This window comes from Cryobacterium sp. Y82 (assembly GCF_002929495.1).
GTDB lineage: Bacteria > Actinomycetota > Actinomycetes > Actinomycetales > Microbacteriaceae > Cryobacterium > Cryobacterium serini.
The window spans coordinates 96,920-110,622 of record NZ_PJJJ01000030.1 but is presented as its reverse complement, the minus strand read 5'-3'; the positions used below and the strand labels follow the sequence as shown (position 1 = coordinate 110,622).

At 62.6% G+C, this 13,703-nt stretch carries 14 protein-coding genes and 3 pseudogenes; 16 read left to right on the top strand and 1 reads right to left on the bottom strand.

Features of this window, described 5'->3' with window-relative positions:
• Positions 1–43: 43 nt before the first annotated feature.
• From CXY70_RS07600 to CXY70_RS07550, 11 genes and pseudogenes are all read left to right on the top strand, one after another.
• Complete coding sequence (locus CXY70_RS07600; protein ID WP_104191829.1) at positions 44–1,474, top strand: CCA tRNA nucleotidyltransferase; 1,431 nt, start codon at positions 44–46, stop codon at positions 1,472–1,474.
• Positions 1,464–2,345 (top strand): carbohydrate ABC transporter permease, encoded by an 882-nt coding sequence (locus tag CXY70_RS07595; protein WP_104191775.1) that lies wholly within the window; start codon positions 1,464–1,466, stop codon positions 2,343–2,345. Before CXY70_RS07600 ends, CXY70_RS07595 begins: the two co-directional genes overlap by 11 nt.
• Positions 2,332–3,162, top strand: coding sequence for a carbohydrate ABC transporter permease (locus CXY70_RS07590; RefSeq protein WP_104191774.1), 831 nt, complete (start codon positions 2,332–2,334; stop codon positions 3,160–3,162). The genes CXY70_RS07595 and CXY70_RS07590 overlap by 14 nt, the downstream gene beginning before the upstream one ends.
• Positions 3,163–3,205: 43 nt before the next feature.
• Positions 3,206–4,546, top strand: a complete 1,341-nt coding sequence (locus CXY70_RS07585; protein ID WP_104191773.1) for a sugar ABC transporter substrate-binding protein — start codon at positions 3,206–3,208, stop codon at positions 4,544–4,546.
• A 152-nt stretch (positions 4,547–4,698) separates the two neighbouring features.
• Positions 4,699–5,067: pseudogene (gene rpsF, locus CXY70_RS07580) on the top strand (30S ribosomal protein S6); the annotation flags it as partial.
• 255 nt (positions 5,068–5,322) lie between these two features.
• Positions 5,323–5,841, top strand: a complete 519-nt coding sequence (locus CXY70_RS07575) for a single-stranded DNA-binding protein (protein ID WP_104191772.1) — start codon at positions 5,323–5,325, stop codon at positions 5,839–5,841.
• 47 nt (positions 5,842–5,888) lie between these two features.
• Positions 5,889–6,152: a 30S ribosomal protein S18 gene (rpsR, locus tag CXY70_RS07570; RefSeq protein ID WP_035835236.1), complete on the top strand. Its 264-nt coding sequence runs from the start codon at positions 5,889–5,891 to the stop codon at positions 6,150–6,152.
• A 9-nt stretch (positions 6,153–6,161) separates the two neighbouring features.
• Positions 6,162–6,611, top strand: coding sequence for a 50S ribosomal protein L9 (gene rplI, locus CXY70_RS07565; protein WP_104191771.1), 450 nt, complete (start codon positions 6,162–6,164; stop codon positions 6,609–6,611).
• A gap of 513 nt (positions 6,612–7,124) precedes the next feature.
• Positions 7,125–8,495 carry a replicative DNA helicase gene (gene dnaB, locus CXY70_RS07560; protein WP_369852216.1) on the top strand — a complete coding sequence of 457 codons (1,371 nt, stop codon included), beginning with the start codon at positions 7,125–7,127 and terminating at the stop codon, positions 8,493–8,495.
• 163 nt (positions 8,496–8,658) lie between these two features.
• Positions 8,659–9,219, top strand: coding sequence for a hypothetical protein (locus CXY70_RS07555; RefSeq protein ID WP_199183398.1), 561 nt, complete (start codon positions 8,659–8,661; stop codon positions 9,217–9,219).
• Positions 9,216–9,485 (top strand): hypothetical protein, encoded by a 270-nt coding sequence (locus CXY70_RS07550; RefSeq protein WP_104191769.1) that lies wholly within the window; start codon positions 9,216–9,218, stop codon positions 9,483–9,485. The genes CXY70_RS07555 and CXY70_RS07550 overlap by 4 nt, the downstream gene beginning before the upstream one ends.
• Before the next feature lie 120 nt (positions 9,486–9,605).
• Here CXY70_RS07550 and CXY70_RS07545 read toward each other — a convergent pair whose 3' ends face one another.
• Positions 9,606–9,803 carry an AraC family transcriptional regulator gene (locus tag CXY70_RS07545; RefSeq protein WP_255412024.1) on the bottom strand — a complete coding sequence of 66 codons (198 nt, stop codon included), beginning with the start codon at positions 9,801–9,803 and terminating at the stop codon, positions 9,606–9,608.
• A gap of 136 nt (positions 9,804–9,939) precedes the next feature.
• Here CXY70_RS07545 and CXY70_RS18000 point away from each other — a divergent pair, with 136 nt between their 5' ends.
• The 5 genes and pseudogenes from CXY70_RS18000 to CXY70_RS07520 all read left to right on the top strand — a co-directional run.
• Entirely contained in the window at positions 9,940–10,143 is a 204-nt protein-coding gene (locus CXY70_RS18000) for a hypothetical protein (RefSeq protein ID WP_199183397.1), read from the top strand.
• Positions 10,144–10,327: 184 nt separating this feature from the next.
• The gene (locus tag CXY70_RS07535) at positions 10,328–11,167 is read left to right on the top strand and encodes a carbohydrate ABC transporter permease (protein ID WP_233205814.1); all 840 of its coding nucleotides are present in this window, start codon (positions 10,328–10,330) and stop codon (positions 11,165–11,167) included.
• Positions 11,168–11,383: 216 nt separating this feature from the next.
• Positions 11,384–11,893: a carbohydrate ABC transporter permease gene (locus tag CXY70_RS07530; protein WP_233205813.1), complete on the top strand. Its 510-nt coding sequence runs from the start codon at positions 11,384–11,386 to the stop codon at positions 11,891–11,893.
• Positions 11,894–12,829 (top strand): annotated as a pseudogene (locus CXY70_RS07525) (mannitol dehydrogenase family protein); the annotation flags it as partial.
• Positions 12,826–13,663, top strand: a pseudogene (locus CXY70_RS07520) (NAD(P)-dependent alcohol dehydrogenase); the annotation flags it as partial. The pseudogenes CXY70_RS07525 and CXY70_RS07520, both read left to right, overlap by 4 nt.
• Positions 13,664–13,703 lie beyond the last annotated feature (40 nt).

Genomic DNA, 13,703 nt, shown 5'->3' with positions numbered 1-13,703 from the left:
CACCGCGACTGCGCGCTTCAGGATGGCAACTAATATGGGGCTTATGCAGAGCGTCGCGGCAGCCCTCGCACGACTGGGCGACCTGGCTGCCACTCCCACGGTATCCCGTCTGGCGAACGCATTTGCGGTTGCCGGCCACGAACTCGCTCTGGTCGGTGGCCCGGTGCGCGATGCGTTCCTTGATCGTCCACTGCACGACCTGGATTTCACCACGGATGCGGCCCCCGACCAGATTCTCGCGCTCGTCAGGCCACTGTCTGAAGCGCAGTGGGACATTGGCCGGGCATACGGCACAATCGGTGCCAGCCTGGCCGGCGAGACGGTGGAGATCACCACCTATCGAGCTGACAGCTACGACGGCACCACCCGCAAGCCCGACGTCGTGTTCGGACGCCACCTCGAACCTGACTTGATGCGCCGCGACTTCACCGTCAACGCGATGGCACTGCGCCTGCCCCAGCTGACGCTCGTTGATCCGGCCGGCGGCATCGACGACCTGCTGGCCAAACAACTGCGCACGCCGAGCACTCCGGAGGTTTCCTTCGGAGACGACCCGCTGCGGATGCTGCGCGCGGCCAGGTTTACCGGGCAGCTGGGTTTCACGCTGGACCTCGACACCGCACTGGCCATGGAGAAGATGCGGGACAGCATCCGCATCGTGTCGGCCGAACGCATCGGTGACGAACTGTCGAAACTACTGGTCTCGAAGGACCCACGCGCGGGCATCGAAGTGCTGATGGAATCGGGCTTGGCCGAGATCGTGCTCCCCGAGATTCCCGGTCTGCAATTGGAGATCGACGAGCACCACCACCACAAGGACGTCTACCAGCACACCCTCACCGTGCTGGATCAGGCTATGGGCTACGAGAAATCACGCGGCAACCTTGAGTCTCCCGACCTGATCGTGCGCCTCGCCGCCCTAATGCACGACATCGGCAAGCCGGCCACCCGCAAACTCGAACCGGGCGGAGTCGTGAGCTTCTACCACCACGACGTGGTCGGGGCGAAGCTGGCTAAGAAACGACTGCGCGCCCTGCGCTTTGACAATGACACCATCAACGCCGTTGCTCGCCTGATCGAGCTGCACCTGCGATTCTTCGGCTACACCGAGGGCGCCTGGACCGACTCCGCCGTGCGCCGATATGTGCGCGACGCCGGGGACCAACTGGAACGGCTGCATATCCTCACCCGCGCCGACGTCACGACCCGCAACCGGCGCAAGGCCGATCGGCTCGGCTTCGCCTACGACGACCTGGAACAGCGCATTGCCGCTCTGGCCGAGCAGGAAGAACTCGGCGCCGTACGCCCCGACCTCGACGGCGAACAGATCATGGCCGTGCTCGGCATGAAACCGGGGCGCGAGGTTGGCGAGGCCTACCGCTATCTGCTCGAGCAGCGGCTGGACGATGGACCCCTCGGCGAGGACGAAGCCACTCGCCGACTAGTGGGCTGGTGGGCGGAGCGTGTCCAATAGGGGCAGCCTGCGTCGACGCAGGGCGATAACCGGCTATACCCTGCTCGCGCCCAGTCTGTTCGGCGTGGTCTGCTTCCTCCTCCTTCCGGTGCTCGTCGTGCTCTGGCTCAGCTTTCAGAGCTGGGACCTGATCGGCCCGATCACCTTCGTCGGCCTCGACAACTACCAATCCGTTCTCAGTGACGGCGTCTTTGGCAACTCCCTGCTGGTCACGCTCATCTTCACTCTGCTCGTGGTGCCGATTCAAACCCTGATCGGCCTCGCCGCGGCCACTGTGCTCACGCGCGGCCTGCCGGGGTCAGCCTGGTTTCGCACGATCTACGTACTGCCATGGATTTGCGCGCCACTTGCTCTCGGCGTCGTCTGGAAGTGGATCCTCGCGCCCACGGATGGGGCACTCAACACACTGCTCGGGCAGCGCGTCGAGTGGCTCAGTGACCCCGCACTCGCGCTTCCGGCTGTGGCCGCCGTGGTGATCTGGACCAACGTCGGCTACGTAACCCTGTTCTTCATGGCCGGGCTGCTCAACATTCCTGGGCAGATTCTCGAGGCGGCCCGCATCGATGGCGCCGGCGCGGTGAAGATGTTCTGGCATATCAAGCTGCCCCTGTTGCGCCCAACCATGTTCTTCGTGCTGGTCACCACGGTTATTTCGGCCTTTCAGGTCTTCGACCAGGTGTACGCGCTCACCCAGGGCGGCCCGGCACGATCGACGGATGTCGTGGCCGCGCGCATCTACTACGAAGCTTTCGAGGCCTTCGACCTCGGCCGCGCGGCCGTCATGGCCGTCGTTCTGCTGGTCATCCTGGTCGTCATCACCCTCGCCCAGCAGCTGTATTTTCGCCGGAGGGTCACCTATGAAATGGACTAGATTATCCTCCACGGTCGCCGTTTACCTTGTGCTCGTGCTGGGCGCACTGTTCACCCTCGGCCCGTTCCTGCTGAGTATCCTGACCGCGTTCAAGACACGGGAGCAGTTCGCGCAGCAGTCAGCGCTGAGCTGGCCTGACCCGTTCACCCTGGAAAATTTTGCGCTCTTGCTGAACGGTCCGGCCCAATTCGGGCGCGCCATCCTGATCACGGTACTCACGGCCGTGCTGATTCTGGTCGGGCAGTTGATCTGTTCGATTCTCGCCGCCTATGCCTTCGCCCGAGTCGACTTCCCCGGTCGCCAGATACTGTTCTGGGTGTACCTGTCGACCCTGATGATCCCACCGGTCGTGCTCGTCGTTCCGCTGTACCTCATGATGACCGAGGCCGGCCTGCGCAACTCGTTTTGGAGTCTCGTGCTGCCATTCGCGTTCGCCTCCCCCTACGCGATTTTTTTGTTGCGCGAATATTTTCGCGGCATTCCCCAAGAGCTCATCGATGCCGCCCGACTCGACGGGGCGAACACACTCGACGTGTTGGTCGAGATCGTCGTGCCGCTGTCCCGCCCGATCATCGCCACCCTGACCCTCATCACAATCGTGAGCCACTGGAATAGTTTCATGTGGCCGCTCGTGGTCACGACCGGCACCGAATGGCGGGTCGTGACCGTCGCCACCGCAAGCCTGCAAAGCCAGTTCAACGGCAATTGGACGCTCGTCATGGCGGCCACAACGCTCGCCCTGGTTCCGCTCCTCGTGCTGTTCCTGATGTTCCAGCGCAGCTTCGTCCGGTCGATCACCATTGCGGGTTCTGCGTAGGCTAGTCCCTTGGGGAAGGTTCGATCCGTCAACAGAGGACATCATGGCCAAGCGTTCCACCATCATTGCCGCCGGCGCAGCCGCCGTGCTTCTCGTCATCTCCGGGGCCGTCGCCGCACTGAATTTCTCCGACTCCGACACTGGAAACTCCGCGACCACGGTGACCGTGCGACTCTGGGACGAACAGGTCGCTGCCGCCTACGAGAAGTCCTTCACCGCTTTCGAAAAAGACAACCCCGACATCCACGTCGACGTCGAGATCGTGCCGTGGGACGACTACTTCGAGAAGCTGCGCACCGACGTCGCCGGTAACAGTGCTCCTGACGTGTTCTGGGTCGATGGCGGCAGCTACCCTGCCTATGCCGACGCGGGCGCACTGCTCAACATCACGACCGCCATGCCAGCGGATACCCAGGCCGGCTGGGTTCCAGCCGTCGTCGCCCAGTACACCCGGGATGCCACGCTGTGGGGAGTACCGCAGCTGGCCGACCCCGGCATCGCGATGTATTACAACGCCGACCTGCTTGGTGATGCCGGTCTGACCGCCGAAGACGTGTCTGCGCTCACCTGGGATCCCACCGGTAATAACGACACCCTCATCAGCGCGCTGCAGAAACTCACCAAGGACTACAACGGGAATACGGCCGACAGCGCAGATTTCGACGGTTCCAACCTGAGCCAATACGGCTACAACGCTGGCTACGACCTGCAGGCGATGGTGCTGAACTATCTGGCCTCCGGTGGTGCCCAGTTCCAGGATGAAACTAACCAGTATGTCTTTGCGTCTGACGCGGGTCTCGCTTCATTCCAGTACCTCGTCGACCTCATGAACAGGTGGCACGTCGCTCCGTCGGCCGCCGATACCAACACCAACGGCGATTTCAGCCGCGAGCAGTTTCTGCAGGGCAAGATGGCCCTGTTTCAGAGCGGGGTGTACAACCTCGCCAATGTGAGCGCTGGGGCGAACTTCGACTGGGGCGTCGTGCAACTTCCCAGCGGTCCCGCCGGCTCGATCAGCGGAGTCGATGGCATCGCTGCTGCCGGAAATGCTTCGTCGGAGCGCCCGGCGAAAACCCAGCGGGTGTTGGAATGGCTCGGGAGCGCTGCCGGCTCTGAATTCATTGGCGCTTCCGGCGCAGCGTCTCCGGCCGTCCTGGCCGCGCAGCCCGCCTACGCTGCTTATTGGGCAGCCGAGAAGGTCGACATCAGCCCGTTCTACGACGTTTTGGCCGGCGGAACGGCGCCGGCGCCGCGCGGTGCTGGCTGGCCGGCCGCCGAGAACGCCATGCGGCCGCTGCTTGACGAAGTCTTCCTCGGTCGCATTCCGGTGCAGCAGGGTGTGCTCGCAGCCCAGGACGCAGCGAACGCGACCCTGACCGAGTAAACCAGCTGATCGACTGGCGCAACGACGGGGTATCCGGTAGTCTGGGCAGGTTGCCTGCGTGCCGGATTCCCGGCCTCCGCGTTCAGCACATGCACAACCCTCCTGTTACAGAAAGTCTGTAGCCGTTTTAGTCCGAAGGAGGTGGGTTAGTCATGCATCAGTACGAACTAATGGTTATCCTCGATCCCGAGATCGATGAGCGCACTGTAGCTCCCAGCCTTGACAAGTTCCTCAACGTTGTTCGCAACGATGGTGGAACCATTGACAAGGTTGATGTCTGGGGTCGTCGTCGTCTCGCATACGAGATCAACAAGAAGACCGAAGGCATTTATGCCGTCGTTGACTTCACCGCGAACGCCTCAGCCACGGTCGAGCTCGACCGCCAGCTGAGCCTGTCCGAGGCAGTCATGCGCACCAAGGTGCTCCGCGCCGAAGAGGGCATTGCCCAGGTCGTCGTCGCTACCAAGCTGGCCGCAGAAAAGGCTGCCCGCAAGGCTGCCAACCCCAAGGTCATCGCGGCCAAGGCTGACGCTGCTGCTGCAGCCGCTGCCGCTCCGGCGGCCAAGGTTGCTTCTGCTGCGAAGCCTGTCGTCGCCGATGCAGTCGAGGCTCCGGCCGCTGCTGCTCCGGTTGCCGCCAAGGTAGACGCTTCCGCGCCGGTTGCTGCCGCCTCCACCGCGGTTCCCTCCGCGAAGGTCGCTGCCGCCAAGCCTGCTGCTGCCAAGGCCACCCCGGCTCCGGCCGCTGTTGCCGACAAGGCAAGCGACAAGTAGCCCATGGCTGGCGAGACCGTAATCACCGTGGTGGGCAACCTCACCAGCGATCCGGAACTGCGTTACACGCAGAACGGGCTGGCGGTTGCCAACTTCACCATTGCTTCTACTCCGCGCACATTCGATCGTGCGGCTAACGAGTGGAAAGATGGCGACGCGCTGTTCCTGCGTGCGAGCGTTTGGCGTGAATTCGCCGAGCACGTGGCAGGTTCACTGACCAAGGGGTCGCGTGTCATCGCTTCCGGGCGTCTCAAGCAGCGTTCGTACGAGACGAAGGAAGGTGAAAAGCGCACGAGCATGGAGCTCGAGATCGACGAAATTGGTCCCTCGCTGCGCTACGCCACCGCTTCCCTCACTCGCGCGCAGTCGTCCGGCCCCCGCAGCGGCGCTCCCGCTGTCGGTGGCCAGGGCAATGATGAGCCATGGGCACCCAGCGCCCCTGCCAAGACTGCTGCGCCCGCAGCGTCCGGCGGAGATGTTTGGAACAGTCCAGGCAACTTCAGCGACGAGACCCCCTTCTAAGCCACGCCACGCGCGTAGCTAACACCTTTTAAGAAAGTAAGGAAATCATGGCTGGAAAGTCGAGCGGCGACCGCCGCAAGCCGCTTCGCGGAGCTAAGGGTGGCAAGAACGCCGCTCCCGCGAAGTCGATTCGGGTTGGTGTCATCGATTACAAAGATGTCCCCACCCTGCGCAAGTTCATCTCCGAGCGTGGAAAGATCCGCGCCCGCCGCATCACAGGCGTCTCCGTTCAGGAACAGCGCCTCATCGCCCGTGCCGTCAAGAACGCCCGCGAAATGGCTTTGTTGCCCTACGCAGGCTCAGGCCGGTAAGGAAACCAAATGTCGAAATTGATTCTGACGCATGAGGTCTCCGGCCTCGGTGCACCCGGTGACGTCGTAGACGTCAAGAACGGGTTTGCTCGTAACTACCTCGTTCCCAAGGGCTTCGCTGTGGCGTGGACCCGCGGCGGCGAAAAGCAGATCGAGCAGATCAAGGCAGCCCGCGCAGCCCGCGAGCACGCAACCTTCGAAGAGGCTGAGGCGCTCAAGGTCAAGCTTGAGAACACCAAGGTCACCCTGGTCGTCAAGGCCGGCGCGGGCGGACGCCTGTTCGGTTCGGTCAAGACCACGGATGTGGCCAATGCAGTCGCCGCCGCTGGCCTCGGCACGGTCGACAAGCGCAAGATCGAACTCACCGCGATCAAGCTGACCGGTGAGCACAAGGCAACGGTTCGTCTTCGTGACGAACTCAGCGCCACGATCACCCTCGTGGTCGTCGCTGCCAAGTAACAACGCACCTCGGTAGGCCCGGCGCTCTACGGCCGGCAGCTTTTACCTAACCACGTAGCGGGAGATTCCTCAGGGAATCCCCCGCTACGTGGCGTTAACGAGCGATTTTGTGGCATTGACCCGCTGCTCTTGTGCACAGGTGAGCATTCGTATCGGCAAGGTTCAAGGGTTGATTGAGACTACTTTATTCACAACCCATTCTCCTACTTAAAGTCCTGATCAAAGACATTTTATTCGCAAAATATCAAAGTTTATCCACAGGCGAATGCACAGGTTCTGCACAATCTCCACGGCGTTTCGCGCAGATTATCCACAGCGTTATCCACAGGGGGGTTTGTGGCGAGTGCTGCTGGCTCCTTAGGGTGAATCAGTGTCGGCATCTCGCTCAGGCTGGTGTCTCCCGTCCCGTGTCGGTGGGCCCTGATACACCTATACGAACGACAGAGAATGAGGTGCGGAGTGTCAATCGCTCACCTGGGCCTGGCAAATCAGCCAGCGTCAAATGAGTACGGTTTGTCAGCGAGTGGGCCTGCCCGCGGAGAGCGGCCCGCTGAAGCCTGGAAGTCGGAGCGAGCACTGCCGCACGACCTCCTCGCAGAACAGAGCGCCCTCGGCGGCATGATGCTCAGCAAGGACGCTGTCGCCGACGTTGTTGAGACCGTACGAGGCGGCGACTTCTACATTCCCAAGCACGAGATAATTTTCGACGCAATTCTCTCGCTCTATGCCCAAGGCGAGCCGACCGACGTGATCACCGTCACGGATGAGCTCACCAAGGTCGGTGAACTCTCGCGGGCCGGGGGTGCCGACTACCTGCACACCCTGACGAGCCTCGTGCCCACTGCTGCCAACGCGGGGTTCTACTCGACCATCGTGGCCGAGCGCGCGCTGCTGCGCCGTCTGGTCGAGGCGGGCACCCGTATCGCCCAGATGGGCTACGCGGCTGAGGGGGAGGTTCTTGACCTCGTCAACACCGCGCAGGCAGAAATCTATGCCGTCACGGGGGGAACGCAGACGGAGGACTACGTTCCGCTCACCGATGCTGTGACGGCGGCGATCGAAGAAATCGAGGCCGCCAAGCTCAAAGACGGACAAATGAGCGGCGTCCCCACCGGATTTGCGGATCTCGACGAACTGACCAACGGATTCCACGGCGGCCAGCTCATCATCGTGGCCGCTCGTCCGGCGTTGGGTAAGTCCACCCTCGCCCTCGACTTCGCACGCTCGGCGTCCATCCACCACAACATGCCGAGCATCTTCTTCTCGCTCGAAATGGGGCGCAGCGAGATTGCGATGCGCCTGCTCGCGGCGGAGGCTTCCGTACCTCTCCAGAGTATGCGCAAGGGCACCGTTGAGGCACGCGATTGGACCACGATTGCCGCCACTCGCGGGCGCATCAACGACGCACCGCTCTACATCGACGACAGCCCGAACATGACCCTGGTTGAGATCCGTGCCAAATGCCGCCGACTCAAGCAGCGGGTGGGCCTCAAGATGGTCATCATCGACTATCTGCAGCTGATGACCAGTGGCAAGAAGGTCGAGTCCCGCCAACAAGAGGTCAGTGAGTTCTCGCGCGCTCTCAAGCTGCTCGCGAAAGAGCTGCAGGTTCCGGTGATCGCACTATCCCAGCTCAACCGTGGGCCAGAGCAGCGCGCTGACAAGATGCCGGCCATCTCCGACCTTCGTGAGTCGGGTTCACTCGAGCAGGATGCCGACATGGTTATTTTGCTTCACCGCGAAAGCGCCTACGAGAAAGACAACCCGCGCGCCGGTGAGGCCGATCTCATCGTGGCCAAGCACCGGAATGGCCCGACGCGCACCGTCACGGTTGCCTTTCACGGCCACTACTCGCGTTTCGCCGACATGGTGGCGGGCGGGTAGTTCGGGCCCGCGTCGTCGGCATCAGCGCGCTCGCAGATCCGGCCGGTGTGGCCGCGTAGACTAGGCCTGACAGATTTTGCAACGAAAGAGGTCGTGCGTGGCAAACGCGCAGGTACCATCAGGCGTCGGGCCCCGCTATTGGGCTGTACCCGTTGGGCGCGCCTTGATCGCAGTCATCCCGGCCATTATCATCACGTTCAACCGGGATCACTCCGCGCAGCTGGGTTTGATCGTTTTCGGGGCATTCGCCCTCGCGAGCGGCATCCTGCTCGTGTTGGTTGGACCGCGCACCCTGACCGTTGCTATCGACCGCAGCCTGTTTCTCATTCACGGCATCGTGAGCATGATCGCTGGCGCGCTAGCCCTCGGTTTCCACACCGGTGGACACGGGTTTTTTCTTTTCATCGTGAGCGTCTGGGGTGCCGTTACTGGTTTTCTCGAAATCTATGCCGGCATCCGGTTGCGCGCACGTCCTCTACCCGCCAAGGACTGGCTTTTCACCGGCATTGGCGGGGCGGTACTCGCTCTGCTTCTGCTGCTGCTTCCGCCCAACCCGGTGGTCTCGGTCGGACTGTTCGGCGCCTACCTGGTCTTTCTCGTTGTATTCCAGCCGATTGCCGGGCTGTCCCTCAAGGGGGATTCTCCCCGACAGCGTCCTCGCGCCACGGCAACAGCGGAACCCGCCCCTGCGAACACTGCAACCAATGATTCGGACTCCCTGTGACCAAAAAGACTCCTGGTACCCCCAACCCGGCGCACCAGCCGAGCCGCTCCGATCGGTTGAAGCCGGCCGAATTGCTCGGAATTTCCGGCGCGATGTCTCTCTTCGTCGGAGTGACCATTCTTCTCACGACGCGCGAACTCATGCTCTCGGTCATCGGGCTCGGGGTGACGTTCATAGTGGCGCTCGTGGTAATTGCGATGCTCGTGCTCGGCATGAAACCGAACGCGTCGGAGCAGACCGACCTGGACGAGCAAAACGGCTACTGACCGGCGCCGGACAGGGCATCTGGCCGGGCTCATCATGGTGCCCTACACCGTGATCCCCGCGGCCACCTCGAGCACGGACGGATTGCGCCGGGTCTTGAGGTCAAGACTCGGGGTCGTCCCCTACGGGCGGTCATCGGCATCCAGCCGCCGATAGCGACTCGGGGTCATATCGAGCTCGGCGTAGAACCGGCGATTGAAGTTGGCCAGATTTGAATAGCCAACACCGAGTGACACCGAGGCGATCGGGTCATCGGTCTGGGCAAGCAGCCGGCAGGCATTCGCGATAAGCAGCTTCTTCACCATGGCAGTGAAGGTCAGTCCACTCGCTTTCTAGCAGCTAGTCGGCACGACTCTGGGGTGGACCCGCGTCCCCCCGGGAGCGCGCACGTCGACTTACTCGATCCCCGAATATCAGAAAGTCGCTGCGGCCTTCGCCCCGATCACGCTCGACGTCATGAATTCGGTCAACCCGAAGCAGCCCGGGCTCAATCCGCAGCCGTGGGTTGGCATCCAGTATGTGATGATTCCCGAGTTCCAGGACGTTGGTAACCAAGTCGCCCAGTTGGTAGCGGATGCCATCGCCGGACGCACCACTATGGAGGAGGCCCTCGATAAGGGCCAGGTCATCGCTCACACCGCGGGCGACAATCAGAAGTAGCACCGCACAAGAACGTGCTGTTGGGGGTCGGTCAAACGGCCCCCGACAGCACAGCAACGATGAGGAAGAAGCAATGACAACCATGACGTCAACCCGGTCGCCAGCGCCGGCACCGCCCACGGCGAAATGATCGCACGCCGCCGCACTCTCCCTGCCCACGAAGGCTCGACAGTCACGGGCACTCGTGCTGCCCGCACTCTTGTTTTCGATCGTGCTCACCCAAGTTCCGCTTTTGGTCACGATCGACTTTTCGTTCCTCAACTGGAACCAGCTCCACCCGGCCGAGATCGCGTTCGCCGGGTTTCAGAACTACGCGGTCGTCTTCACCGGCCCCGACTTCTTCCCGTCGCTGATGGCAACCGTCGTCATCACCGGCTCGTCCGTGGTGCTCTCGCTCGTCTTTGGTTTGTTTTTTGCCGTCTCGCTCGATCGTAAGTTCATGGGCCAGGGTCTCGCCCGCACACTCATGATCACCCCGTTCCTGGTGATGCCGGCCGCCGCCGCTCTCATCTGGCAGTGGTCGATGCTCGACGTCAACGTCGGCTTGGTCAACGTGGGACTCAACCTCATCGGTATACCCTCGATCGACTGGAACACCGACTTTCCGGCGCTCACGATCATTATGATGCTCACCCGGCAATACACGCCGTTCATGATGCTCATCCTGCTTGCCGGGCTGCAGAGCCAAAGTCGGGAAGTGCTCGAGGCCGCGGCCGTTGACGGTGCCGGCCCGTTCCGAACCTTCCAGTGGATGACGCTTCCGCACCTGCGCCAATACATCGAGATCGCGACCCTCCTCGGGTCGATCATGCTCCTGCAGGCCTTCGACCCGATCGCGATCATGACGAAGGGAACGGGCGGTACCAAGACCCTGTCTTACCTGCTCTATGAGCGGGCGTTCATCGGACTCGACGTCGGGCAAGCCGCCGCCTTCGGGGTCGTCACGGTCATTGTGACGATCGCCGTCGCCACCCTCGCCCTTCGCACCCTCTTCAAAGTATTCATGAATGGAGGTGACCGCTGATGCGCAAGCTCACGGGCACCCTGATCACTGCAGCGACCTGGCTTCTGGTGCTGATGTTCTTCTTTCCCATCGCCTGCGCTCGTCTTTGACCGCGGCATGGGAACGTATCTCCTCAACTCGCTCACCGCGAGCCTGTCGTCGACAGCGATTGTGCTTCTCCTCGCCATTCCAGCGGCCTAGGGGCTGAGCATCCGCCCGATCAAGCGCGTTCAGGACGTGTTGTTCTTCTTCATCTCCACGCGCTTCCTGCCGGCCGCGGCGTCGATCCTGCCGGTGTTCTTCATCCTCAAGGCCCTCGGCGCTCTTGACAACATCACCGCGATCGGACTGCTCTACGCGGCCATGAACCTGCCGATCGCCGTGTGGATGATGCGGTCGTTCTGCAATGAGGTACCGCGCGAAATTGTCGCGGCTGCCCAGATTGACAGGGCGAACCCGCGAACCGAACTGATCCGGGTGGTGTTGCCGATTCTGTTGCCCGGCATCGCGGCCGTCGCCCTGATCTGTTTCATCTTCGCCTGGAACGAGTACTTCCTTGCGACGCTTCTCACGACCTCGATCGCTCGCACCACGCCGCCGTTCCTGGCGAGCTTCGTCGACGATCGTGGTCAGTTCCTCGCGGTGCTCTCCGCCGCGTCAACGATCGCCGTGCTGCCGGTCATCATCGCCGGGTGGGTTGCTCAAAAGCAGCTCGTGCGCGGACTGGCCACGGGAGCGGTGAAGTAAATGACTCAGCCCACACTGTCCAATGCGACACTCAGTAACCTGACGTCCGGGGTTGCCCGGCCTAACTACAAGCGCTCGAAAATAACGGCGGGAATCGTGCACTGCGGCGTCGGCCTCCTCGATGGTGACCGCAAAATGAAGGCCGTGCTCGACGAGCAGGATTGCCTCTATACCGTCACGCTCAAATACCCGGACGGACACCGCGAGCCGTCGATCATCGGCAGCATCGTCGAGTACCTGTTCGCGCCCGACGATCCGGAGGCCGTACTCGAGAAACTGGCGATCCCCGCTATTAGCATTGTGTCGCTCACGATCACGGAGGGCGGCTACAACTTCGACCAAGTCACCGGCACGTTTGACCAAACCCACCCGGGAGTGGTCGCCCTCACCGGGCTGCACGACGGCTGGCCCGTTGTCTGCAAACCGATTTTTCAGTGGGTCGTCGAGGACGACTTCGATCTCGGCCGCCCACCGTTTGAGCAGGCCAATGTGCAGCTGGTCGAGGACGTCACGCCATACGAGTACATGAAGCTGCGGCTGCTCAACGCCAGCCACCAGGCCCTGTGCTACTTCGGCTATCTGAGCGGCCACCGGTATGCCCACGAGGCCATGACGGATGTGGCGCTGCGAAGTTTCGTTGAACGCTACATGGATCGGGAGGCGACGCCCACGCTCAAACCGGTGTCCGGAATTGACCTCGATGAGTACAAGGCCACGCTGATCGCGCGGTTCTCGAACCCCGAGGTGCGAGACACCCTCGCCCGGCTGTGCGCCGAATCATCCGACCGAATCCCAAAATGGCTTGTGCCGGTCATTCGTGACCAGCTCGCCAGCGGTGGAGAGGTCGAGTGCTCGGCCGCTATCGTCGCCAGCTGGGCACGGTATGCCGAGGGCGCCGACGAGCAGGGTGAGTCGATCACTGTCGTCGACTCCTTGAGCACGACCAAGTTCTGGTGCGGGTTGCCGCCGTCGGCGTCTGCGGGAGCGATGTGCACTACTACCAGCACGGCCGCATCGGACGGTACGTGGTCGAGCATCCGCTCATTCTCGGTCACGAGTTGTCCGGGCGCATCACTGCGGTCGGCTCGAACGTCGACCCGGCTCGCGTCGGGAAGCGCGTTGCTGTCGAGCCGCAGCGACCGTGTCGCGTCTGCGAGCAGTGCAAGGCCGGTCGCTACAACCTCTGTCCCGACATTGAGTTCTTTGCGACGCCGCCGATCGACGGGGCATTCTGCGAGTACGTGGCGATTCAAGCGGACTTCGCCCACGCGATTCCCGACAGCATCTCCGACGAGGCCGCGGCGCTCATTGAACCCCTCTCGGTCGGCATCTGGGCGTGCAAGCGCGCCGACATTCGTCCGGGAAGTAGCGTACTCATCGCAGGGGCCGGCCCGATCGGCGTGATCATGGCGCAGACCGCGCGGGCTTTCGGCGCCACCACGGTGTACATCAGTGATATCGAGGATGACCGGCGCGCGTTGGCCCTGGAGCACGGGGCGACCGTGGCCCTCGACCCGCGGGTCGACTTGATCGAGGGTCTGGAGGTGAATGCGTTCATCGATGCCTCCGGGGTGGCGGCGGCGGTGCAGGCCGGAATCCTGGCGGTGCGGCCGGGTGGCCGCGCCATTCTCGTCGGGCAACGACACGGTCGAATTGCCCGTCTCCTGGATTCAGAACCGGGAGATCTGGTTGAGCGGCGTCTTCCAATACACCAACACCTGGCCGCTCGGTATAAAACTCGTTGAGAGCGGCGCCGTCGACCTCGATGTTCCGGCCCAATCCGGGCGGACGCCGCTCAGGCGTGGCCGCT